Annotated in this window: 19 protein-coding genes; 17 read left to right on the top strand and 2 right to left on the bottom strand. The window is 47.4% G+C overall.

Going from position 1 to position 25691, the window contains the following annotated elements; genetic code table 11:
• Positions 1 to 6: 6 nt before the first annotated feature.
• The 3 genes from mrdA to JNN12_08415 are packed head-to-tail and all read left to right on the top strand — an operon-like array spanning position 7 to position 4556.
• Entirely contained in the window at positions 7 to 2055 is a 2049-nt protein-coding gene (gene mrdA / locus JNN12_08425; GenBank protein ID MBL7978351.1) for a penicillin-binding protein 2, read from the top strand.
• A gap of 30 nt (positions 2056 to 2085) precedes the next feature.
• On the top strand, positions 2086 to 3342 hold the full coding sequence (locus JNN12_08420) for a rod shape-determining protein RodA (protein MBL7978350.1): 1257 nt from the start codon (positions 2086 to 2088) through the stop codon (positions 3340 to 3342).
• A gap of 2 nt (positions 3343 to 3344) precedes the next feature.
• On the top strand, positions 3345 to 4556 hold the full coding sequence (locus tag JNN12_08415) for a TldD/PmbA family protein (protein ID MBL7978349.1): 1212 nt from the start codon (positions 3345 to 3347) through the stop codon (positions 4554 to 4556).
• Here JNN12_08415 and JNN12_08410 read toward each other — a convergent pair.
• Positions 4553 to 6826 carry a bifunctional (p)ppGpp synthetase/guanosine-3',5'-bis(diphosphate) 3'-pyrophosphohydrolase gene (locus JNN12_08410; protein ID MBL7978348.1) on the bottom strand — a complete coding sequence of 758 codons (2274 nt, stop codon included), beginning with the start codon at positions 6824 to 6826 and terminating at the stop codon, positions 4553 to 4555. The two genes, JNN12_08415 and JNN12_08410, sit on opposite strands and share 4 nt — an antisense overlap.
• Positions 6827 to 7189: 363 nt before the next feature.
• On the opposite strand from JNN12_08410, the gene JNN12_08405 reads away from it, so the two are divergent.
• From JNN12_08405 to JNN12_08355, 11 genes are all read left to right on the top strand, one after another.
• Complete coding sequence (locus JNN12_08405) at positions 7190 to 8863, top strand: serine/threonine protein kinase (GenBank protein MBL7978347.1); 1674 nt, start codon at positions 7190 to 7192, stop codon at positions 8861 to 8863.
• Positions 8864 to 8915: 52 nt separating this feature from the next.
• Positions 8916 to 10313, top strand: coding sequence for a hypothetical protein (locus JNN12_08400; GenBank protein ID MBL7978346.1), 1398 nt, complete (start codon positions 8916 to 8918; stop codon positions 10311 to 10313).
• A 138-nt stretch (positions 10314 to 10451) separates the two neighbouring features.
• Positions 10452 to 11225 (top strand): hypothetical protein, encoded by a 774-nt coding sequence (locus tag JNN12_08395; GenBank protein MBL7978345.1) that lies wholly within the window; start codon positions 10452 to 10454, stop codon positions 11223 to 11225.
• The gene (locus tag JNN12_08390; protein MBL7978344.1) at positions 11206 to 12654 is read left to right on the top strand and encodes a hypothetical protein; all 1449 of its coding nucleotides are present in this window, start codon (positions 11206 to 11208) and stop codon (positions 12652 to 12654) included. Before JNN12_08395 ends, JNN12_08390 begins: the two co-directional genes overlap by 20 nt.
• A 9-nt stretch (positions 12655 to 12663) precedes the next feature.
• On the top strand, positions 12664 to 13857 hold the full coding sequence (locus tag JNN12_08385; protein MBL7978343.1) for a hypothetical protein: 1194 nt from the start codon (positions 12664 to 12666) through the stop codon (positions 13855 to 13857).
• 31 nt (positions 13858 to 13888) lie between these two features.
• A complete protein-coding gene (locus JNN12_08380) occupies positions 13889 to 14695 on the top strand; it encodes a hypothetical protein (protein ID MBL7978342.1) in 807 nt (268 codons plus the stop codon).
• Between the two features lie 28 nt (positions 14696 to 14723).
• Positions 14724 to 16361 (top strand): T9SS type A sorting domain-containing protein, encoded by a 1638-nt coding sequence (locus JNN12_08375; GenBank protein ID MBL7978341.1) that lies wholly within the window; start codon positions 14724 to 14726, stop codon positions 16359 to 16361.
• A gap of 155 nt (positions 16362 to 16516) precedes the next feature.
• A complete protein-coding gene (locus JNN12_08370; protein ID MBL7978340.1) occupies positions 16517 to 17650 on the top strand; it encodes a peptidylprolyl isomerase in 1134 nt (377 codons plus the stop codon).
• A 207-nt stretch (positions 17651 to 17857) separates the two neighbouring features.
• Complete coding sequence (locus tag JNN12_08365) at positions 17858 to 19744, top strand: long-chain fatty acid--CoA ligase (protein ID MBL7978339.1); 1887 nt, start codon at positions 17858 to 17860, stop codon at positions 19742 to 19744.
• Positions 19745 to 19898: 154 nt separating this feature from the next.
• Positions 19899 to 20393: a hypothetical protein gene (locus JNN12_08360; GenBank protein ID MBL7978338.1), complete on the top strand. Its 495-nt coding sequence runs from the start codon at positions 19899 to 19901 to the stop codon at positions 20391 to 20393.
• Positions 20394 to 20458: 65 nt separating this feature from the next.
• Positions 20459 to 21757 carry a BCD family MFS transporter gene (locus JNN12_08355; protein ID MBL7978337.1) on the top strand — a complete coding sequence of 433 codons (1299 nt, stop codon included), beginning with the start codon at positions 20459 to 20461 and terminating at the stop codon, positions 21755 to 21757.
• Positions 21758 to 21858: 101 nt separating this feature from the next.
• On the opposite strand, the gene JNN12_08350 is transcribed toward JNN12_08355, so the two are convergent.
• Positions 21859 to 22794, bottom strand: a complete 936-nt coding sequence (locus JNN12_08350; GenBank protein MBL7978336.1) for a polysaccharide deacetylase family protein — start codon at positions 22792 to 22794, stop codon at positions 21859 to 21861.
• A 203-nt stretch (positions 22795 to 22997) separates the two neighbouring features.
• Here JNN12_08350 and JNN12_08345 point away from each other — a divergent pair, with 203 nt between their 5' ends.
• The 3 genes from JNN12_08345 to JNN12_08335 all read left to right on the top strand — a co-directional run bounded on the left by JNN12_08345 (position 22998) and on the right by JNN12_08335 (position 25549).
• Positions 22998 to 24407 (top strand): FAD-dependent oxidoreductase, encoded by a 1410-nt coding sequence (locus tag JNN12_08345; protein MBL7978335.1) that lies wholly within the window; start codon positions 22998 to 23000, stop codon positions 24405 to 24407.
• 133 nt (positions 24408 to 24540) lie between these two features.
• On the top strand, positions 24541 to 24924 hold the full coding sequence (locus tag JNN12_08340) for a hypothetical protein (GenBank protein MBL7978334.1): 384 nt from the start codon (positions 24541 to 24543) through the stop codon (positions 24922 to 24924).
• Positions 24925 to 25027: 103 nt separating this feature from the next.
• A complete protein-coding gene (locus JNN12_08335; protein MBL7978333.1) occupies positions 25028 to 25549 on the top strand; it encodes a hypothetical protein in 522 nt (173 codons plus the stop codon).
• Positions 25550 to 25691: the final 142 nt, after the last annotated feature.

Raw genomic sequence — 25691 nt, 5'->3', positions numbered from 1 at the left:
ACGTCCATGCAGGAAAATACACGAATTCGTTTAAACCTCCTAACCACCACCATTCTGCTGGTAATTGGTCTTTTGGCCATGCGGTTGGTCAAACTTCAGATTGTTGACTCCGATGTTTATTCTGGAAAGACCCGACAAAGCAGTATTCAGGAAGAAGTAAGACATGCTGCCCGTGGACTTGTTTACGACCGGAATGGGACGTTGATCGCAAACAACGAGCCTACATACACCATGCAAATAACGCCACGTTTTTTCAAAAAAGAAAAAGCAAAGGTTTTAGCAGAGTTGTTAGGAAAAACAGAACAAGAGCTATTGGCCAAGGAAAAAGAAGCACGCGAATACACGCCACTACGCCCATATGCAGTTTTTAAAGAAGTACCTTTCTCTATTGTTACCAAAATTGAAGAGATGAACTATGAGTTTCCGGGTGTAGATTTTGTTGTGGAGCAAAAAAGGCGGTACAATTCTCCGCGAGCAGCCCACATTCTGGGGTACATCAAAGAGATTTCCAAGGCACAACTCGACCTCAAGAAAATGGAGGGATATCGTCGTGGAGACGTGATCGGGCAATCGGGCATCGAACGATTCTACGAGACCCAGATGCGCGGAGAACCAGGGCTTAGGCTTGTAATGAAAAATGCACACGGTCAAGTCGTCAGTTCTTATCGAGACGGGAAAGAAGACAAAGACCCTATTAGTGGCTATACGTTTCACCTCTCCATAGATGGACGCTTGCAAGCTCTCGCAGAGAAAATGTTACGGAATAAACGCGGTGGATTGGTTGCCATAGATCCCAAAACGGGTGAAATTCTGGCACTTGCCAGCGGCCCCGACTATAATCCCGCCCTACTATCTGGCGCGGTAGATCGTGATGTTTGGATTGGCCTGAACCGAGACCCAAGCAAGCCCTTGTATAACCGAGCCACTTTGAGTGTACAGCCGCCTGGCTCCACATTCAAACCATTTATGTCGCTGATTGCCCTTCAGGACGGAGCCATTACCGAAACGTCCAAAATCTATTGTAATGGAGGATGGGGAACCCACAAATGCATGGGAGTGCATGGTGGGATGGATGTACGAAATGCCATCCGAAACTCCTGTAATACTTTTTATTATACCCTCATGACCCGGTTGAATTTTGCCCGATGGACCAATTGGGCCCATGAATTCGGATTTGGGGTTAAACCGGATGTGGACATTATTGAACGCTCCAAAGGGATCATCCCGGACTCTTCATATTATGATAAAATATACGGCGGACGAAATCGGTGGAAAACCAGTAATTTAGTTATTTTAGGAATTGGGCAAGGCCTCACGGTTTCCCCTCTTCAGTTGGCGAACTATGTGGCAACCGTAGCCAATGGGGGTACAAAACACATGCCTCACTTGGTTCGGTATATGGTGAATCCTGCGGGTAAAAAGATTTATCCAACGATAACTCCCCCTAAAAAGATGCCGATTAAGCCAGAGTTCTTTGCTGCCGTACAAGAAGGAATGCGTCGTTCTGCCATGGAACATACCCGAAATGTGGTCTGGGACCCCAAAGTAAAAGTGGGTGGTAAAACGGGAACAGCCCAAGCGCCAGGACGAGGACGGAAAGACCACTCTGTCTTTATTGGGTTTGCCCCCCTCGAAGATCCTAAAATTGCCGTTGCAGTATTGATCGAAAATGCTGGGTTTGGCGCCACGGCTGCTGCGCCAATGGCCAGTCTGGTTATGGAACTGTATGTGACGGGCAAGATGAGTCGTCAAGGACTGGTCAACTCAGTCTCTGGGGTAAGTAGTCAGGGCTTCGAAAGAAAAGTAGATTGGACCAAGGGGGTAGATACGGTTCTCACAGCGGTTAGGCGCGTTAAAGAAGCGAGCAAAACCCCTGCGGTGGGCTCCACAACCAAGGCCGGACAAAAAACACCTACCACTACCCCTAGCACCCTCCCCAAACCACCAGCGCCCGGAACACAGCAACAACCTATTCCTCCAAAACCTGATACCCGGAACCAAACGCCTGCAACATTGCCCACCGGAACCGGAAATACTGCCCCCAACAGAAGATAGACCTCTTTTTATCCTACACAGCTACCTGATATGCGTCGTTCACTTTGGGAAAATCTTGATTATGCCATTCTGTTTGTTTGGTTTTGTTTGATCTTTATCGGATTAGCGGCGATCTATAGCGCAACCAATGGTCCTAGTGCCGAGATTATTGACCCTCAGATGCGCCAGAACTTTGGTAAGCAACTCGGCTTTTTCTTTGTTTGCATGGTGATGATGGTCGTGGTCATGAGTTTACCCGTTCGGTTTTTCATGAGCGCTGCAATGGGCATCTATACATTTATGATCCTATTGGTGATTGCAGCCCGATTTATTGGAAAAGAAATTAATGGTGCCCATTCTTGGATCATGATTGGCGGTTTTGGACTCCAGACATCAGAGTTTGCCAAAGTGGCTACAGCCCTCGCTTTGGGGTGGGTAATGAGCCGTGCCAAATCCAATACTTGGGATATTAAAAGTGCTGCTACGGGTATTGGATTATTGATTCTCCCAGCAGCCATCTTGATTTTTGTACAAAATGACACTGGAACAGGACTGGTTTTTCTTTCATTGGTTCCGATGGTTCTTTTTTGGAGCGGGATGCCCCTACACTGGGTCTCTCTTATGATCACTCCTGCGATTGCAGGCTATCTGACCATTATCTACGAACCAGCCGCCTTGGTGTTTTCTGGTATTGTGGTGGTGGCTTTGTTTTTTACCACACGCGACTGGAAGTTGATTGCACTAGGAGGCGCTGCCGGATTTGGGACTTGGGGGAGTTTTCAGGTGTTGTATAAATTATTGCTTCCACACCAAGTAGCCCGTATCAAGGCGCTGGGTAATCCCGAAGAATATGCCCTAACCACCGGGTATCAAACGTTGCAATCAAAGGCAGCAATTGGTTCGGGGGGATTTATGGGCAAGGGTTGGATGCAAGGTCTCCAAACCCAAATGGGGAATGTGCCAGAGCAGTCCACCGACTTTGTTTATACCGTTATTGGCGAAGAATTTGGATTTTTAGGCTCTTTTTTGGTTTTAGTACTTTTTGCGATTTTACTGGTGCGACTTATCCGAACCACTTCACGGATCAATCACCCTTTTGCGCAATATTTTTTCGTTTCCACAGTCGGCATTTTCCTCACTCATATCTTGATTAATATTGGGATGACCGTGGGATCTATGCCTGTAATTGGTATCCCGCTTCCCTTTATTTCATACGGAGGATCTGCGCTTATGGCAAATACTGCCCTTTTGGCAATTGCAATGAACTTTCAAATGCGGGCACACGAGTTTCCGGCGCATGGTTACTAACGATGGGCAATGAAGAGGTCTTTCACGAAAAAACGACCTACTTGCAGCACGTTTGGCATCAGAATCACCTTCAGACTTCGCAAGTAATCCATCGCGGGACGGCAATCCGTAGGTTTCAAAATGATTTTTTGGTTACGTCTGCGATATTGCCCCAAAACCCTCCCTTTGATCCATTTCCAGCACCCTCGCCAGAACTGGTTCCGTTCCTGAATGTGATTGCAGAAACCGCCTATTTTGCCTCCCCACAAGTCCGAAGCCTCAAAATAGAGCATCTCTCCAGAAGCCGCGAGATTGATCTTAAGACCCCCGAAGGTTTTCGTGGCCATTATTTCCATACCTTTAATGAGCTTAGGCTTACGCTTAATTGTCGGGTTCACAATGCCCTATGCACTGGCCACGCCACCAACGGTAGCAGCAGCCAAGATACTTTTTTTGAACCTTCGGTAGATCACCTTGTACAGGCAGCACTAACCAATGCCCTCCATCAGACAACTGCGGAGGTACCAGCAAGAGGCGAAATGCCGGTCGTCATGTCGTCTGGATGGAACGGTATTTGGCTTCACGAAGCCATCGGACATCCCTCAGAAGCCGATGTTTGGCAACAATACCCGTTTTTGGGAGACCCTGATGGCCGGAAAATTGCTCCTGAGACGGTGAACGTTATAGACCACCCTACTTTGGAAGGAGCTAGGGTATTTTTACCCTTTGATGACGAGGGTAGCCAGACAAATCCGGTTTTTTTGATCCGTAGTGGATGCTTTGAAGGCCTGCTCACCGATCGAAAAACGGCATTTCAAACAAAACGCCTCGGCATGGCGCGTGCTCGGCGAAGCTCTTTCCTGCACCCTCCTATGCCAAGGATGAGTAATTTGTGTTTGCTTCCGGGAGACAATGCCCCAAGAGACCTATTGATGGGTATTAGAGAAGGCATTTACGTACAAACTGCAGGTACAGCGGTCTTTAACCCGAAACGCCGTATGGTTCAGGTATTTGTAAAGACAGGATTTAAGATACAAGATGGAAAACTCACGACTCCTCTTGCTGGTTTTTGGGTTGGAGGGCCTCCCCACAAGATGCTGAGGGCCATCGAAGCATTGGGGAATGATTTTAAGTTAGAAACCGGGCGCGGCCATTGCGAAAAAAAAGAACAGATTGTTCCAATCTCGGTGGGACAACCATCGGTTAGGTTTTCCTCTTTGTGGGTAGGGCCTTAACCCTCGTATCGGTACACTGCCTGAACGCCTTCTACCGTATAGAGGCGCTGAATTAACGTGTGCAATTCACTGATGTCATGTACATCAACGACAATGGTGCCCTCAAAATATCCGTGGCCCTGATCGCTATTTACCAGAATAGAACGAATATTTAACTTGAGCGACTTTGAAATGACTGTTGAGATATCATTGAACATCCCCAGCCGATCGGTACCAATCACTTTAATTCCTGTTACAAACGTAACGGCTGCATTCTTACTCCATTCTGCCTCTAAAATTCTGTCCGAATGGTTCAAAAGTAAGTCTTTGGCATTTTTGCAATTGGTACGATGAATACGAATCCCACGCCCAGAACTGGTTAGCCCAAAGACCTCATCACCGGGAATAGGATTACAGCAGCTTGCATACTGGATGATCAGGTTCTCGGCCACTTCCTCCCCATTAATCCGTAGAGCGCCATGACCATTTGACTGTGCGGCTCCTAAGAAGCTCTCAAACTGCTTATTATCCACCAGAAAGGTTTCTACGGTCGGGGGCTCCTTTTCATGCCCTTGATCGACACGCTGTTGAACAAAGCGGATGAACTCGTCCGGATCTAATAATTCTGCACCAATGTCGTGGTATAAGTCATAGGATTTATTATATTTAAACTGTCGGACATATTTTTCGAACTGGGCTTCTGTCAACTCCGGCTTAAACTTCTTCAGTTTTTTAGTGAGTAGTTCCTTCCCCTTCTCAATGGCTTTCCGTTTGCGCTCATTGATCCATGCCCTAACTTGAGACTTCGCTTTTTGGGTCACAACAAACTTGATCCAGTCTGAGTTCGGCGTTTGGCGTTTGGAAGTTAGGACTTCCACTTCATCCCCATTTTTAAGTTTGGTTGGCAGCGGGACCATTTTCCCATTCACCTTAGCCCCTACGCAATGCAGCCCCACTTCCGTATGAACCTGAAAGGCAAAGTCCACCGGAGTTGCATCTTTCGGCAGGGTTATCACATCCCCCTTGGGGGTAAGAACATGTATTTCTTCTGTATAGAAATTAAGCCGGAAATCTTTAACAAATTCAGAAGCATTTTCGGAGGCTTCCTGCGAAACAAAAGCATCTCGTACCCAAGCATATAAACTTTCCGATGCATTCTGAGAAGTACCGCTACCTTCTTTGTATTTCCAGTGAGCAGCTACACCACGCTCAGCAATTTCATCCATTTCTTTAGATCGGATCTGGATTTCCACGCGCTTACCCTTTGGCCCCAATACCGTAGTATGTAAACTCTGGTAACCATTAGACTTGGGCATGGAGATAAAATCCCGAAAACGGTCTGGTAACGGCTTGTATTGATCTGTAATTAGTGAATACGCCCGCCAACAATCTTCTTTCCCCTTAGAGGCCCCTCGGTGCATAATGATACGAATGGCATACAAGTCGTAGATGTCTTCCAATGATTTTCCCTGCCGGGTCATCTTGTTATAGATGGAAAAAATACTTTTTGACCGACCCTTTATATCGAAGCTAAAACCAGCATCTGTCAATTCATTTTTAATAGGCTCCATGAACTGGGCAATATATTGATCCCGCTCCTCCTTTTTTTCCTCTAAGCCACGGGCAATGGTATTGTACATCGGACGATCGGTCACTTTCAGGCATAGGTCTTCCAGTTCACTCTTGACTTTAAAGACACCAAATCGGTGGGCCAACGGCACAAAAAAATCCATCGTTTCATGTGCTATCCGGAGTTGGGCTTCTGGTTTTTTGGCTCCAATGGTGCGCATATTGTGTAGTCGGTCTGCAAATTTTACCATAATCACGCGAATGTCGGAGGCCATATACAAAATCAGTTTGCGCCAGTTTTCCGCCCGTCCGATTTCTTTTTTCTCAAAAACCTCGTCTATTTTGGTCAGACCATTAATCACCACAGCCATCTCTTCTCCAAATTCTCCCCGAACCATGTCGAGCGACATTGCGGTGTCTTCTACCGTATCATGGAGCAAAGCCGCTGCGACACTCAGATCATCCACCCGGATATCACTTGCTACAATTTCGGCAACTGCAATCGGGTGGAAAAAAAACTTCTCTCCAGACTTACGTTTATCATGGCGATGTGCCCAATGGCCAAGAATAAAAGCCCGGTGGATGAGATCGGCATCTACCCGCAGTAAGTGTTGCCGACACATGTCTAAAAGAGAAGCTAGCCGCTCGGAAAATACATCGTCTAGCGGCGCTTCTTCCAAGGCTTTCTGAATAGTCGCAGACCAAGATGTTATAGGATGCATAAACACTTTGGGGTAATCGAAGTTCGACGAAACGAAACGGCACAAGGTAATCGTTAGCGCCGATAATGACACTGTTTATTATAGGGCCAGATTGCGGATTTTATACCTTACCTGCACAATTACTGAAATTTTAACCTATTATCAAGAGGTAAGGCTTAAAAAAGGCACAATTTTTACTGTCTTAATAATTCGCCATCACCATACTTCGATTATTCTGGCGCGTTTAGAATCAGGCAGGTATCTTTACGTAGCACAAATGTCTCTTCGGGAAACCGCTATGCCCTTGAATGGGTTTAATTGACCGATCTCTTCAAAAAGGCTCGGGCATAAGAGCATTTCTCGGATGGTTTAACATGAGTCAAAATGAGTACAATACAACTCAATCTTTCCGATAGGTTATCACCAGGGACGTGTGTGGGTCGGTTTGTCGTGGGGCAATGGTTGGCTTCTGGCGGAACTGCTGATATTTATGGTTGTTATCCAACCTCTGATGCTCCCCCAAGTTCTACGGAAGCCTATCGTTATGTAATTAAACTATTCCGGTTCCAAGGCGATGCGGAGCAGTACGATCGTCGTGTTCGACTTTTCGAAAAGGAAGTGTCCACATTAAGGGGGTTGGCAGGAAACATACACATTATCAATGTCTTAGAACATGGTGAATACGTTACTAAGACCAATACAACTGGCCGTCCATTTTGTGTATTACCGCTTATGTCTGGCGGAACCCTTACGAGTTTGGTGCATCACACCCAATTGACCGCAGACCAAACGGTCAACATTGCGCTTGGCTTGGTAGATGCACTTCAGTTTGCTCATCAGCGGGCTATTTTACATTGTGATATTAAACCAGACAATGTGATGTTAGACGACAGCCTGAATCCGATCTGGATAGACTTTGGGATTGCCAAGGAAATAGATACCCGAACGGATGTGGTTTCTGTAATGAGCGAAGTGGGGAATGTAGCTGTTGGTACAGCGCCGTATATGTCGCCAGAGCACTTTGCAGGGCGTCACGCACTTTGCCCACAATCCGACTTATGGAGCATGGGAGTGCTCATGGTACGGATGCTTACCCGTACATACCCTTTTGGTATGCACTTCGAGCAAGTACGGCAGCGGACACTCATCCAACGTTGGGAGACGTTAGGGCAACTACCAGCTTTTAAGGACAGTGGCTTGCCTGTAGATATCTCGAATGAAATGCAGGCCGTTTTGCTAAAGTGCCTACAAGTGGAACTAGAGGATCGCTACCAAACAGCGGTGGAGTTAAAAGCCGATTTGTTGGCCCTTCAACAACATCGTGTCCCATCCTATGCACTACCTGAGCAGGCCGCTATCGCCGAAACAGAATCCATGACGATGGAAGTAACGATGCCTTTGGAGCCAGATCAAGGTGCCAGCAGGCTAACAGAAAAAGAAACCCCACAAGGCAAAAAGATTCTCCGATGGCTTGGACTTGGATTGCTAATAATGGGGGCCAGTTTTGGCAGCGCGATGATGGCAAACCGTTTTTTTGGCAACTCCCCGTCTGAGTTAAACAATACCCAGACGGGGGAGCCAAAATCCACTTCGATGAATCCATTGCGCCCAGATCAAGCCTCAAACGATACGGCCCTGCTTGCCCATAGGAATGTACCTCAAGGCAACCCGGCCACTACACCCCGCATGGATCCTGGTAATCTGGTACGCATTGCCCCAACAAACCCGCCCGTCCTCGACTCCGGCACAAACGCTGGACAGCCAGCCAAAGGTCCTATCCATTCAAGCCCTCAAACAAATGCTTCTCCCCAAACGCCTGAAAAAGTAATGGTGACCTTTGTCCCAAACGTAAATTATGATGCGAGCAAATCGGTAATTAACCACAAAAGCTACAACCCCTCTATGGGGATGGTTAAACCTTTTGAATATTATATCGGTCAAACTGTAGAGTGGAGTATCGTCGGGAATGGCGAGTTTGCCGGAAAAGTATGTACAGGCCGAGAAGTCCTCACCGGCAATAGGTCTTCCAAAATATTTTGGACCCAAAGTTGTCAATAAATTCGTCATCAAAAGGTCGCTGTCTGCAACGGGCCTTAAACCATATACCTCAATGAAAAACCGCCTCTTCAGTGTGTTCTTGCTCTTTTTCTTCGGGCTTTTCTCGCTGGTAGGTGCTCAAAGTACCCCTAACGTTGCACCGAAGGCGTTCAAGTGCCAAGCGCTCAAAATGGCCTTCCAGCACTACGCCTATTCCGAGTTTGAGGAAACACGGGCAGCACTCGCCGAGCTAAAAGATGATACGCTGACACCCGCCTGTAAAGCTGAAAAATACATGTTGATCGGTGCTGTGAATGTGGTTTCATTTATGATGAACCAATCGGGTTCTTTTGAGGAAGCGGACCGTAATTTTGTGATTTCACTTCTTGCAGACCCCTTTCGGGCCATGGATGAAGCCGCATTTCCGCCTTTGCTCATCCGCAAACGTTTCGAGTATAACCGTCAGCAATTGAACCAAGGGGACCTACAAATGGCGTCCTCGTCGGGCGCGGCGGAGAGTGCCGAAGATGCCCTTCGGAGTGCCGAATTAAATGCCGTCCGTTCTTATGTAGGGCAGTATTTTTCGGCAGAGCGCTTTGCTACCATTCTCTCGGATACCGATATGGCCGAGGCCATTCTTTCAGTTCGCCATGCAAGTAAAAGTCGTATAGAAGAAATGATTCGTGATTCATCGGGCGTTACGGTTTCTGCTGCGAATCTGATAGATCGGAAAAGTGTCCTTTCATCGGTCAATCAAAGTGGCGTATTGTTCGACATGGAGAAGCCCTATGTACGTTTAGACCTTACCGAAACCATAGAAGGGGTTGTAAGTCAGAGCCGTGTAGCCTTAACGGGTATTAAAAAAGCCCTGCAAGAAGCTGGTTTTACCGTGATAGACGAAACCATGCCCAATACCGAAGCGCACATTTTGGTCAGAGGCAATGTGGATGCGACAGCCGAGCGAATCGGAATGGGAATGGGATGGGGTGGATGGGCCATTTCCAACCTCACGATGCGGTGGGCAGATGGCAGCAACTATGAGTTTGGGTCTCAAATCGAGAAAAGAGATGGTAAAGGCAAGATGATGCAACGTGAGGCCGCTTTTTCGGCCCTCGAAAACCTAACAACCGCTCTCGCCTCCCACATCAAACAAACCTGTATCTCGGAATGGAACAGCCGCACCCTAAACGGAGCCATACATTTGATTGAGTTAAAGGGTAATTTAAATTATGAAGATTTCCGCCGGATGTTGGTACAACTCTCCACCTTTGCGCTGAACGATCCCTTGGACAACCCACGTTTTGTGGCAGACGGGACGACGCAAATTTACATCCGTTATCGTCCACAAGACGGCGATCTGGCAGACGTGATCCGTCGGGAGGGTTTTTATAACCTGAGCAAGAACTATAAAACCGAGGTTCAGCAAGTTTCGTTTAATCATGTCGTATTAAACGTGAAAGCAGATCTTTGATTCGTCAACAAGCGCTTGTTGCTCCGTATTGTTAAGCCTATGTCTTCGTTATGCTTCAAGCGCTCCATTCGCATTTTTTTTGGGTGGGGCGCTTTATGTTTTTTGTTTTGGGGCTTCGTCCAGGCCCAAGATATTCCCGTGTTGCCCATAGCACCCGATAGTCTTCAGGCGACTCCTCCCCTTCAGGCGGCAGAAGCAGTTCCCGATACGGTACGGATTGCCATATGGCCCTTCCAATTTACTGGCTTGCTCCAGAAAGATTCAGATTTGGTATATGCCAGCGGGTTACGGTTATTACTGGCGAGCTATCTGAGCGCTTATCCTACCATCCGCACCAGCGACCGCGTAGAGATGCAAGAGGTGCTACAATTGGCACAGATCAGTCGTTTTGGTCCAGAAAGCCAATCTATCCCATTAAGTTTTGAAGGGGCTGACTATATCATTATGGGACAATACTTTATGCGAAACCGAACAAGTTTTGCGCATTTAGAAGTTAGGATGTTTTCAGTAAAAAATGGCGCGATTCTTGCACAACGACATTTAAATCTCCCGAGGCTCTCCATAGAGCGGGTTCCTGCTTTTTTACAGGCTTTTGCGTCTGAGGTGGCCAACAAACTCAAACGACCAGAAGCTACCCCTGTATTTTCGGCACAATTACCTTGTAAAAAAGGGGGCCTTCAATGGATTATGCAAGCAGCAGCAGAGCGCGAAGCAGCTTTTGTAATGGACGATGCCACAACAGCCGTTCAAAAGTTAGACAAAGCGCTTATTGCGTTTGAACAAAGCAAAGCCCGGCGTTGTGGTTCAGTTTGGTTGGATCGGGAGATTTTGGAGACACAGCAGATGCGAGAGACCCTCGTGCGCATCCTTGAATCCAATGTCGAAGAACCAGATGAACAACAAAAACCCTAATTCATTTTGGCGCTGGCTCGCAGCCCTCTTCTTTATGGCACTCTTTGCTCAAATGCCCCTCTGGGCGCAAGGCGTTGAGGCCCGGATCAGCTCCCTTCTGGAAACAGCAGATGGTCATCTCGAACGGGGAAGGGCCCAACAAGCCTTAGATGCCTTAGTGCAGGCGGCAACCCTCGCAGATTTACCGGACCCCACCGACTTGCGTGCCCGAGGCACTTCGAAAGGCAGCCCAGATCTATTCGGACGGATTCTCATTTCACGTGCCCGTGCTTATGAGGCTTTAGAATCCTTTGCCGAAGCCAGAAACGACTATCTCGCATTTGTGGCCCTTAAGCCTTCCAGCGAAGAAGCACAAACAGCACGTACACAGATACAGCATATAGACAAACAAGCGATTCGCTACCTAACCAATATCAGCCGACAAAACGAAAATCGGTTGGCACATTTTTACAATCGTGAAGAAAGCCGGTTTACCATTGGGGTTCTTCCCTTTTTGAATCAAACCCAAGAGGCAGATTTAGGCCGGGTTGGGTTTGGGATTTCGGGATTTCTGACAACCGTTTTTGCCTCGCTTGGCCGTTTGACCGATGTACCCTTTAGCACCGTAGAACGCTCGCGCCTCAACACCATTCTTACCGAAGTCAATATTGGCCGTTTTTATGGCGGGGATCGGCGGATTCCACCGCCATCGGTTGGAAAAATACTTGGCGCGGAATTTATTATCAGCGGTCTTGTAAAAACTGAAAATGGCCGACTTATGGTGCAACCCATTGTTACACACGTACCTAAAGACACCTCCTATGTACTTCCTGCACGAAGTGCAAGCGAGAATAACACAGGTTTAAGAAGCCTTCAAGAAGAGTTGACCTTTGCCATTGCCGATCAGATCCAGCGCATTACACGCTTCAAGTACACAAATGGTAGAATGGCTTTTGCCGATGCTGTTGGGACAATCGTGGCCGATGACTTACAACGTTTCCTTATGTTCTCGCAAGGCTTTGATATGGCCGAGGCGGGGACATCGGATCCCGCCGGGCAGATTCTTTCCGACGCAAACATCGGCATCACCGGACGAGATCGGAACGCTGTGGAACAGACCAGGGTAGTGGTTTTACAATCATATACCAATGTCTCGGACATCTTGAATCAAACCGCTGGATTCGGTGGGTTTGCTGGCGGCGGCGGCGGAGCACTTGCTGCAACTGGATCAAATAAGAAGGTGATCAAGGCCATTAACTTCGGTTATGCAGCCACACAACTGGGCCTTTTGTCATTAGGTGCAGCGGGTATCACCGATGGAGATGCCGGTATAGGATCTAACGTAAACGAGACGGGAGATGCCACCAACAAGCCGCCAGGTACGCTGAACCCCGCCAACCAAGCCTTTATTCGGGTGCAAGTGATTGCCCCGTTGCCAAAATCGAATTAACACAACCCTATGAAGCGCCTCCGCCTCCGCGAAAACAGCTCTGGAAGATTGGCTTTCGGCCTGTTTATGTCCGTCCTTGTTGGGTGTTTTCTCTTGCCGCAAGCAACGGCCCAAATATCGCCGGGTACACCCTATAGCACGGCCATCCAACTGTTCAGCCAAAACTGGACGATCACCGAAGGCGATGCCTCGACCAAAATATCACAGACAGTTTTACCAATTGGCTTGTATCTGCCGTTCAAAGATCGGTTAGAAATGCGTTTATCTTCCTCTTATGTAAACTTTCAAAACCAGACGGATAACACCCAGACAACCGTAAGTGGTCTTTCCGATTTAAAAATCCAAGCGGGGTATGCCCTAAACGCAGAACGGCGCATGGTGGTCAATACCGCCTTTAGCCTTCCAACAGGGGTAAGTAAACTGACCGATAAACAGCAAGATGTGGTAACTGATTTTATTGCACCCGATTTATCGGTACGGGAAAACCGGCTGGGCGAAGGGCTAAACGCCGGCGGAACCTTCTCTTTTGTGACAGACACCTCCGAAGAAGGGTTGTTTGGGGGCGCAGTCGGATTTTTGTATCGGGGTTCTTACGAGACCGCCTTGATTAATGCGGACCGAAATGTAGCCCTAAGACCTGGCTATGAAGCGAGTTTGACCATGGCCTACAGCCACACAACCCCCGTTTCGTTTTTCCAAATCAGTCCTACCTTAACCCTGTATGGCGACGAATACATAGACCACGTGAAGGCTTTACGCCTTGGGCCAAAGTTCCAGACACAGGTACTGGTAACCCAGATGTTTAATCATCGGAAAGGATTATTTACAGCTGCTTTACAAGGCGTTTTACGTGGCGAGACCATGACCTTCGAGGAAAACACCGAAATCTTCCATATCAAAAATCCCAATAGTCTAACCGCTCTTGCGTCATTAGACTATAGTGTTATTCCCAAACTTCGACTTACCCTAACGGGTGTAGGACGTTTTATACGAACGCCGGGAACACAAGAAGCAGCGGTGGTAACGGGTTCGGGCCGGAGCAATGTATTCGAGCAAGGTGCTACGATCAGCCTCTCCGTCAGCAAAAGGGCCTCTATAAGCATTGGACAACGGTATATACAGGGGGATGGAATCAATGCTAAATCCGAAGCACGAACCATCAAAGGTTTTGAAATCTTCCTTCGGACATCCATCCGGTTTTGAATGAGGCACTGATACCTTACAGGATAATGACATGAAATATTTCTTTTTAATTGGTTGGTGTGCTTTGGCGTTTATGGCTTCTGGTTGTGATGTCCATCCCGTTGCAGAGGACGCTATGGTGCGTCCCAAACTACGTATCGGATTTGTTGCGCCAAGGATGTTAGATGGCGCTTCTTTGCTAAGCGAGGTACATGCCAAAACACAAGCCATCTGGACCGTAAAATTGACCGTCACTTCAAAAGGTGGGCGGGATTATAGCCCAAAAGAGGCCATTACAGCCGACAATACCACACAAGACGAGGTCTTTTTTGACCTACAACTGCCTTTAGACTCCACCTTTACTTTTCAGGTGGAATACAGTCAGAATGGGCGAACACGCGCACGCGGTCAGACGTTACAGCGCATCTCCCGCGACAACTATACCGTGTATCTGCAAGCTGTTTTTATCCCCGAAAACAACACAACGCCAATTGTAGGCTTTGGGCCTTCTATCGTTTCGGTCAAAGCTAATTCCGGAGAATTAAAAATGGCCTTAATGATTGACGGAACCACCGACCTCATCAAAGCGATTGCGGGTAAGATGAACATAAGCGGTATTGATCCTTCACGCATCCGGTTTAAAAATGCCTTGACCGTGAGGCAGGGTTATGGTGTGGATGTGGCTTGGGCTTTTCCGTCTGGAAAACGTGCGCCCTTTGTTTTAGATACCTTGTATGTCCCGCTTGATACACCTGCCGACATCGAAATAAAATTTCAACAAGGCACATTACAGTTATTAACCAGTCCGAATACTGTCCGATCCTATGCAGTCACCGATGCACGGGTGATCATTAAGTAGCCACTCAACCTTAAGAACCCTTACGACCGTGAATCGCATAAAACGAATATATTCCTTCCATGTATTGGGCATCTTGTGGAGTTTAGGAATAACGAGTTTGGCTTGGGCACAACCCAAAGCACCTGCAAACCTTGTTGTCACGCCTTTAAGCGAAACGGGTATTCAGCTAAACTGGCGGCCCGAAAGCACAGGAACTTCCTTTTTTTTGATAGAACGTCAGTTGAATTTCGGAAACTGGGAAATCCTCTCGGCAAGACCCTCCGGACAAACCAATAGCCATATAGATACAGGCTTGGCCAAGGGAGCTTATTATTGCTATAGAATGTACGCAGAAGGTATCTCTGGTAGGTCTATTGCCTCCGATATGGCATGTGCATTGACCGGAAAACAGGTGGAAGGGACTCCTATTTTGGCCAACATCGCATTGACCGATCCGGTGACCATTGCCATTGCGTGGGCTGTTAACCAAGCTGAAAGCTATCGCTTCCGGGTACAACGGCGAACGCCTACTGGCGGATGGCAAACCATCGCCGAAGAATTGGAAAAAACGGTATGGAGCAATACCGATTTAGACGAATTAGCCACCTATTGTTACCGGGTACAAGGGTATAGACTTGGCACCACCTCCGATTTTAGCGCCGAGGCTTGCCAAACTACTTTTGTACTCACACCCCTTCCGGTAAAAGACCTGATTCTCTCGAACGATTCCACACACCCAGATCAGGCTTTGAAGGCTGATTGGAAACAAGGGGATTTGTTCCGAAATGTAGTTTTTGAAGTCCAAATCCGTCGTTCAGGAACCGAATGGGGGCCGATACAATTGGTCGCTGCCCCTTCCCTTTTGCTAAATAATTTACCCAACCTGACACAATATGAACTCAGGGTGCGGGCACGAAGAACGGTTGGGAGCATCTCCTTAAACTCCGATTGGGTGACATCCGGTTCGGTCAGCACTTGGCTGGCGATTTGGCCAGGGGATACCGATGGCGATGGACAAGTAGGCCCGGCAGACATCACCCGGCTCACGAGTAATACTGTTTATGGGAAACGTACCCCCTTTTCCGGAACCCCCGTTCCCCTCACCTTGGTCTGGGAAAAATTCAGCGTCAATCCTGGAAGTAGTACCGATCTTGCTGCGCTCAGGGCCGATGCAAACCGTGACGGCGTGGTGGATGTATATGATATTTTTCCAGTTATTGCAAATTATGGCCGAAGCATAACTGGAAGTCAACAGACCAGCGCAATAGCCCGCATCACAGAAGACCATCAGGCTGAACTGATTCGTCGGCTGGGAGCGATGCTACTGGAAGAAGAGGCATCGGCTATGGTAGTAAACGATTTAAAAAACCTTCTCGAGGCATGGGAAGCCACTGCCCATGAAGAAACAAAAACGATTGCCCCAACAACGACAGCCCTCTTACCCAATTACCCCAATCCATTTTCCGAAACCACCAACCTAAGTTGGCAATTAGCCGAGGCATCATCGGTAAAAATTCGGATCATAGACTTGCTGGGACGAGAGCAGGTATTGGTGAATGACTCCTCCTACCCTGTAGGTACTCACGAAATAACTTGGCAACCACAAAACCTGCCGTCGGGAACCTATTTTTTGGTATTCGAGGCCAAGAACTACCACGCTGTACGTTCGGTTCAAAAAGTACGTTAAGGCATAATGCGTCTTCTATTTCAACGATAAAAGCCCACTCCCTTAGGTGAGCGGGCTTTTCTTTGCCCTATTCGCAAAATTGACATGTTTGATAGATAGCGTTACATCCTTAACTTATATGGATTATACATTATCCACGATAATCAGACGATTTTATGTTGTATCGTTTTATTGCCCTGTTCCTGCTGATTGGCTTAGCTTCCGGATGTAAACAGGAAAAATACCCAAAGGCCGATCAGGATGAATCTGACCAATATTTCCGACAATCAGGAGACTTTGCCGGAAGCCATATTTTGGTATCATACAAAGGGGCCGAGCGCGCAACCGCCACCCGCGCTAAAGAAGAGGCCCGGAAAACCGCCAATGCCATTCTAAATGCGCTAAAAACAGACCCAAGCAAATTTGAGGAGTTTGCCCAAAAAAACTCGGACGATAAAAATGCTGCTGCCAGAAAAGGGGATTTGGGTTCTTGGCCTGTGGGTGCGATGGTTCCCGATTTTGAGCTCGCGGTACGTCAGACGGGTATTGGCAAGATTCATCCCAAAGTGGTCGAAACGCCTTTTGGCTTTCATATTATTCGCCGGAACTCGCTGCGCACCAAATTTGTGGGTGGGACGGCCATTCTACTGGGTTACAAAACACCTGAAACACCTCAGTTTACCCGTTCCAAAGCGGCAGCCGAAGCACGCGCTGCCGAAATCAAAAAACAATTAAATGCGGCAAACTTTGATGCACTCGCCACGAAGTTTAACGACTTCGAGAAAAAGGCGACGTATTGGAAGCCTTTTACACGACTCGACCAAAACAACAGCGAAGAGATTATGCCCCTCTTCGAGTCACTTAAATACGGTGAAGTAGGCGGGCCTATAGATTTAAAAGGGGTTATTGGTTTTTTCAAGCGCGATAAAATGGTGTTGGTAACGGCTGCACATTTGCTCGTTTCTTGGAAAGGTGCAACCCCCGTACCTGCAACGGGCGCAAACCCGACCATCCGAACCGTAAGTCGGTCGAAAGAGGAGGCCCGAGCTTTGGTGAACCAACTTGTTACACAACTCCGCCAAAATCCCAACCAATTTGAAACACTTGTTTCAACCAGCAGCGATGACGTCATTACCATGAAAACAGGTGGGCAACTGGGTACTTGGTTTTTGGGTGGTGGCTTGCCCGCATTCGATGAAGTCATCAAGAAGGTGCCAGAGGGACAAGTGTTTGCAACCCCGATCGAGACCGAGTATGGATTTCATATCCTGCGCCGGATGAAAGTTCCGGAAATGGCCTTTAAAGACTAAATTAGGCTTTTTTTGCTGTACTAAACTTGCCAGACTCCTTTTGGTTGTTGCCAAAGGGAGTTTTGTCTTTACCCCCCTTGATTAAGAAAGCATTAGACCAAGACGGTTTATACAAAAAGCATAAGCAGATGCCTCCCATTATGCTTAACTTAGGCTCTTTGAAAGCCTTTACACCCACCCAATTGTGCCTCTAAACCAAATCGAGATATGGGAAAAGCTATCGTATCCTTCAACTCTGTGCCGGAAATGTTCTTCCGACTTGCCGAGCATTATGCCAACGCTCCTCAGCCTGCCTTGAGCTTTAAGAACAAGCAGAAGAAAACATGGGAAGACATTAGCTGGCCGGAACTGCGCGCAAACATTGAGGCCGTAGCGGCCTATTTATATCACAAAGGCGTCCGAAAAGGTGACCGTGTGGCCATCCTTTCGGAAAACCGACCGGAGTGGACCATCACCGATGCAGCTACACAACTACTGGGCGGAATTAATGTCTCTTTATATACCACACTTCCAGCTTCCGAGGTGGCATACATCCTTAAAGATTCTGGCAGTAAAGTCTTTCTGGTTTCCACTGGTATTCAGCTAAGGAAAGCAGAAGACGTTTTTGAGGATTGTCCGGAGCTAAAAGAAGTTATTTCCATGACCGTTCCTAAAAAAACCATCGAGTATGTCTCGACATGGGCCGATGTAGTTGCGCAGGGAAAGACGCTTTGGCCCCAATACAGCAACGAAATAATGGCCATCATGCAAGGGCTTACCCCCAATGATATTTCTGCATTAATCTATACTTCCGGAACGACCGGAAACCCTAAAGGGGTTATGCTTACACACGAAAATTTTTGTTCCCAAGTAGAAGCTTGTTTACCTAAAATCGAAATTCTGGAAGGAGATCTTCATCTTTCGTTTTTACCGCTCTCCCACTCTTTTGAACAAACAGCAGGATACCATGCTCTTTTAGCCGCTGGTGGAAGAGTGGCCTATGCTGAAAGCGTAGAGGCCGTCATTAATAACCTATCAGAAGTACATCCTACGGTCCTGATCTCGGTACCACGTGTTTTTGAACGGGCCTACAACGTAATCATGAAAAATGTGGAGGAAGGCTCGCCAACCAAAAAGAAAATCTTCGCATGGGCGTTGGCAACGGGCCAAAAAGTAGCCGATGCCCGTGGTGCAGGCAAAAAACCCAATCCGATATTGGCTGCCCAATATACCTTAGCCACCAAATTAGTCTTTTCCAAGATACACCAACGTTTTGGCGGACGTGTTCGGTTTGCCATTTCGGGCGGTGCAGCGCTTCCGGCACCAATTGGTAATTTCTTTAATGCTGCGGGCATTCCGGTTATTGAAGGCTATGGACTCACTGAAACAGCACCTGTTCTGAGCATTAACCCGATGAACAGCCCACGATACGGCACCGTCGGGCATGTAATCCCAGGAGTTACCGTGGCTATTCAACGGCTCTCGGATAACAAAATTATTGGGGCGCTTACCGGAGAAGATTATCCCAGTAACCTTACAACCGAAGAAGGTGAGATCATCTGTAAAGGCCCTAATATTATGAAAGGTTATTGGAACAACGAAAAAGCAACAAGTGAAGTTATTGATGCCGACGGTTGGTTCCATACGGGCGACGTAGGTAAGTTCGAAGACGGGTATTTGCGCATTACCGACCGAATCAAACACATGCTCGTATCCAAAGGCGGCAAAAACATATACCCCGGCCCCATCGAAGACCGATTTAAGACCAACCAATTGGTAGATCAAATTATTGTCATTGGCGAAGCCCGGGAATTCCTAACGGCCTTGGTGGTTCCGAATATGGAAAATCTTTCCGCTTGGGCTAAGAACAATGGCGTATCGGTAGCACAACCCTCCAGCCTGATTACCCACAAAGCCGTTCAGGATGAGTTTACCAAAACGTTCCGTGAATACTCAAAAAAGGCCGCTTCGCATGAAAAAATTCGAGACTTTCGCTTTATAGAAGAGCCGTTTAGTGTGGAAAACGGCATGATGACGCCTACGCTCAAATTGAAGCGAAAAATCATTGAACAGCGTTATACCGACCTAATAGACCAAATGTATCAGGATGTATAAAAAAATCCACTGCATAAAAGCCTCATGCGTCTTGTATGAGGCTTTTGCCTTATATATACAAAAGGGCAACAATTGTAAAATGGATGAGAAGCACGGAACCCCTTGAAAGCGTAGGGGTATTGGAAAAATTTTTGCTTTTAAACCACAACTATTTATGGACTACCGTGCGTTGGAAGGCGGACTTCGTCGGATGCTGGATCGTCTCCATACCGAAGGAACCGCAACCAAGAATGCCGATGCAGATGCCTTTTTGCGCGAAAGCAATAATGCTAAGTTATTGGGTATGCTATTTGATCAGCGCATTTTGGCAGAAGTGGCCTTCATTGGCCCTTTAAAGTTACACCAACGCCTGGGGCATTTAGACCTGCAAAAAATCGCTTATATGGCACCCGACACCTTCAACCATATTTTTGCGATGCACCCCACCGTCCATCGGTTTTCCAACAAAATGGCGGAGACTACGCAGAAGGTGGCTCATATCATTGCCACCGAATATGAAAACGATGCCGCCAACATCTGGCAAGAGGCACCCGATTGGGCTACGGTTACTAAAAGGCTTCGTCAATTACCCGGCTTTGGCACTGAGAAGTGCATGAAATTCCGATATGTCTTACACTATTTTGGTGAAAGAACTTTTCAAAAACCGTAAGTTTGGCCGTTCATCATACTTGTACTTTTGATTCCCCCCATCCTGAGTGACATCTTACGGTTTACATGTATAAACAACCAAAAACTTCTTCTCCAACTTTATGGCGGGCGTTCCGTTTGGGTTTATTCCAGACAGGAGCGGCACTCACCGACCTGCTAACCTCTGGAATCTGGAACCGTGTCTTAATTTCTGACCTAAAAATGATGGCATGGCCTGTTGCCTTGCTCTCTGCACTTAAATATCTATTGGTTCCCATGACGCTTTGGATTGGACATTGGTCAGACACCAAGCCTATTTTCAAACGATACCGCCTGCCCTACATTTTCATGGGCCGATTACTGGTGATTGTGGGTTTATGTTTTTTGCCCCTCTCCGTCTCTTTGCTGTCCGAAGGAGACTCCTCTGGCTGGATCGTGGCGTTTTTTGCGATGCTACTTTCGGGGATTGGGAGTACGGCTTCAGGAGCACCCTTTTTGGCATTGGTGAACGACACCTTTCCATACCACAAGCGCGGAATTGCTATTAGCATTGTCGAAACTTTTTTGATTGCCAGTTTTGCCATTTCACCGCCCATTTTGGGTAAGTTTTTACCACACTACCATCCTGAGGCATTTACCAATCTGACCTATGGTGTACTGGCCATCGCCGGATTCCTTTGGTTGGTCGCATTGTGGGGTACCGAACAACCCAATACCCGTCCGGCTCAATCCAATCTGGAACCACAAATTCCTGTCTGGTTCCGAATACAAACCATATGGACAGATCCGCATACGCGGCGCTATGCCTTTTTTGTTGCGATTTCCGCCTTTTTCGCGTTTATGCAGGATGCCATGCTGGAACCTTTTGGGGGAGATGTTTTTGGACTTGATGTAGGAACGACCACACGGTTTAATGCATGGTGGGGAACAGGTGTTTTACTGGCCATGGCCATCACGGCCATACTTACCCGTAAATGGCCCCCTCACTACCACCTTAATACCACTGCTATTGGGCTTGCGGCAATGGGTTTGATGATGAGCATGATGGGGTTGGTTGCCTTAATGCGAATAGATTCAATTTTGTATCCAGTATTGTTTCTATTCGGCGTTGGATTTGGGCTTTATGGAATTGGTGGGTATAATTTGTTGATTTTGTTTAATACCGATGATAAAGCCGGCATATATCTTGCTCTTTGGACGGTGGTTCAGCTCTTGTCTCGTGGTGCTGGCATATTGGTGGGAGGGATTATGCGGGACTTGGGATTTGCCATATCTGGTAGCTATACCATAGCCTATGCCCTGCTTTTTGGTTTAGAAGCAATGGGTTTGTTTGCAGCCCTCTACATGCTCCGGAAAGTCCAAGTAGAGCCATTCGTAAAACGCTAACCACAAGCACTATTTCCCAGCCAGTCTTACCTCTTTTTAAAGGGCTAAAGCGCCGCTTGAAGGACCTCTAAGTTCAAGCACAGACATACCCCAAACAAAATTCATTCTTCAGATATGCCTGCCCAATCTAAGATATGACGTGGCACCATTGGCTCACCCGCAAAATAAGCAGCAGGCTGATTGGCCGTTTTGGCCCAACGATGTAACCAAGAAATGCCCTGACGCCCCGAAAAGGTGTCTTCCGACAGATAGACCGTGTCCTTCAACGCCACTTCGAGCCTCACGAACGTGTATGACAACCGTGTAAACATCTGCAAGAGGCTGTCCATATGATCAGCGTTTAAAGCATTCGCATGGAGAAGAAGGATCTGTGGAATGGCACGTCCAAACATTTTATGGCCCATCTCTTCAAAATATAGGGTTTTCGCTTCCATATAGCGGATATAATCGGTAGCGATTGTTTGCATGGCTACGTAGTCCTTCTCTTGCATACGAAGGTGGTACGCATGAGCAAATATCCACTCACCGTTGTCAATCGTTACAGGCGCCTCGGTGTACCCGTTGTTTTTCAGATAAGCAGCCAACGCAACCACCTTTTCTGGTGTATTGCCACGATGCAGATATGGGTGACGAAAAAAACGATAGGGGCGGTTAGACGCTTCCGAAAGTGGCCGAGAGATGGTTTCTCCTTTTTGGATATCGGCGATAAAAGCAGCGGTAGTCATATTGTTATAATCCCCATGCGAGAACGTATGGTTGCCCAGTTCCAAGCCAGCCGAAAGCCATTTCTGGAGGAGGGAGACCCTTTCCGGCAACAAAATACTTTTTTCGTACAATTTGTTCTCATTCACAAATCCAATGGCAGGCACTTGATTTTCGGCCAAGCACTGCACCAAGCGATCGGTCATGCCACGCATTATATCCGGATCATAGGTTCGGGTAAAAGGCAAATCATCCAGCGTGATAACCAGTTGTTTTTGGGCAACCAAAGGTCCCGTAATCCCCAATAAGAGCCAGATCAAAACTATTTTCCGCATTTGTTTTCGAGGCTTGTTACAGGTATGACGTTTATAAAGCGGTGATCGTTACCCCAAAACCCACACCAGAAATCGTATATTTTTTCTTTATACAAATCCACCCCTGTACGGGTTTTGCCTATACAAACTACCAAAGGCTTTGCATTGAATATTTCTTAGCTTTCATTTACCACCTTTGTTCCTTCTAACATTCCCTAAAGGTCATGAACCGTCGTCAATTTCTTGTACAAGGCGCAACTTCCGTTTGTATTTTACCTTTTGCAGGCTGGCAAACCGCCTTCACCCCTCAAAGAAAAGAAGTCGTCATTCTGGGCGCCGGGCTTTCTGGTCTGTATGCGGCATTATTGCTGCAAGAGGCAGGATACACGGTCACGGTTTTAGAAGGCAAAGACCGGATCGGTGGCAAGGTGTTTACACTGAATCAGCTAAACGGAAAACCAGAAGGTGGCGGATGGACCATTGGTGATCATTATACCCGGTTCCGGAGCCTTGTTGAACGGTTTAAACTTACGCTATTGGAATTACCTGTCGTTGCAGGACCTCCCGGAACGTTGTTTTTTGTGAACGGACAACGGGTTGCTTTACGAGACTGGTCTATGGCCAAGCCCAATCAACTTTCCGATGGAGAACGTCAAACCCCGCCACCCGCTTTATTGGGCAAGTTCATCCGATCACATAACCCACTACAACATCCGCGAGACTGGTTCGACAACCCACACCCCAACTTAGACATCTCGATAGAGGCATTTTTACGCAAACAAAAGGCCTCCAAAGAAGCCCTCCGATTGATGCGTGTGGCCCCTAATACGAATGACCTTCACAAAACTTCGCTCTTGTGGGCCATGAGAGATGATGAACGCCGGAAACGCCATTCGGGCGACCGATTTTACCGGATCGAGGGGGGAAATAGCCGTTTAACCAATGCCCTTGCAGCGTCATTGAACCATTCGGTTATGTTGAATAAAATTGTTCAGAAAATTCAACAGTCAGAGGGCAAGGTATCGGTCACTTGTACAGACGGCTTGGTAGTCAAGGCCGATTATGTCATCTCGACGTTGCCCTTCTCGGTTATGCGAGGCTTAGACATCAAACCTTTTCCACCTGTTTTGCAAGCAGAAGCCATCCAACATTTACCCTATACCGCTATTACCCAAGTCTATCTTCAGGTAGAGCAACCATTCTGGGCCGATGATGACTTTCCAGTCGCCATGTGGACAGACACGGCGATCGAACGGGTTTTGCCCATTACCAACGAAAAAGGACAGATTAGCATGTTGGTGGTTTGGATGGACGGCAAAAATGCACTGGCCTTTGATAAACTTCCACCGGAAAAACAAGCAAAACAAATCATAAATACCATAGGCGCGATCCGGCCCGCCACACGCGATGCACTTACAGTGGTCCATACCCAAAGGTGGGCCCGTAATCCGTTTGCACTGGGCGCTTATTCCCATTTTGCGCCAGGGCAAATCACCCGCTTCGCCCGCCAGATGGCCCAACCTACTGGAGCATTGTACTTTGCCGGAGAGCACACCGCCATTGAAAGCCCCGGAATGGAGGGGGCATTAGAGTCCGCAGAGCGGGTTGTCCGGGAACTAATGGACGCTGGTTAACACATAATCGCCAAATCAAAATTAACGTAAACATGAAGAATATCAATCTTTTACACGGGCTTATAAACTTTGTGCAGGGTAAAAGTATCTTTCTTGAAGGCATCATCCCATCACCAACCATTGATGTAAATCCATGCAGACCCCAGTACAAACACCCGAACCAGAAAAAACCAGCGACTTTCCTTATCGCACGTTTTTGATAGATCCAGCGGCCCATAAACCAAAACCCAACGTAGTGGTAACCCGAAAACCATACCCCACTTCGGCCCCCAACCTCAAAACCCATCTTCGCTATCTGGCGCTGATGGTGATTGGTGGCGTATTTTTGTGCATGATTATCTTGCCCGGAATTGTGGTAAAGATCTTCGCTTCTCTTGGGGTAGTTTTTGCAGGAATGTCTATCGGGATTGTTTCTTTGGTCACGTCCCAGATGTACCAAATGCGCCAGACTTACGATGTATATCAGCCTACACACATCGAAGAAAAAACCCTTGCGATGCTGGCTGGCCTTCAATAAGCGAGACAGAAACGTTTTCGGCTAATCCACATGGTTTTGGGTTTGGATTCACTGCTGGATCGCCCTATTTTTGTGATCTATTGTATCCGAATTCCACATAACCATGCAATATCACGCTACCTCTGGCTTTTATTTAAATCGAAAAGCCTATTTCATGCGCCTTCTCCGGATTGGAGGTGTTTTGCTTGTTGTGCTCATTGCTGTTACGGCAATTGCACCCCATGTTTTTGTATCGCTCTTGATGTTCATTACTTCTGGGGTGTTGTTTTTTGCTTTGTCCATTTTTTTCCGTTCTCGAGACATGGCACATCTCGAGATTTTCAGAAATCCGGAAGGTCAGTGTGAGTTAAATTTTAATGCCTTAGATTTCTCCGTCGCTAATCCGAGTGTGGTGTATTTCGGGGTTTCGGACAAGCCAGACGGAAAGCGGTTTTTGTGCTTGGGTATTCCATCCGGAACCCGCATGGCCATCTTGGAAGAAGAGGTCGTGATGGATACACTACTCCCCGATGTTCCCAAGTTTGAACTTCCCCCCTCGACTACTGGGAAACCCCTAACCTTCCAGAGCCGAACTTCGTATCCAGGCGATTTGCGTGAAGCAGCGTTGACCCTTGGTTTTATCTAAATTCGTAACTGGTTAGCCTGCGGGGCCCCGATACTCTGGGATACCGCCAGATAGCACGGTATAGAGTTCATTGAAAGGATTGAATTGGAGTTTTCGGACAGTGGAGATAAAGGATTGAATACGGGCATAGATTTCCGCTCCG

The organism is Bacteroidetes Order II. bacterium (genome assembly GCA_016788705.1).
GTDB lineage: Bacteria > Bacteroidota > Rhodothermia > Rhodothermales > UBA2364 > UBA2364.
This window is presented reverse-complemented; position numbering and strand designations above follow the sequence as displayed.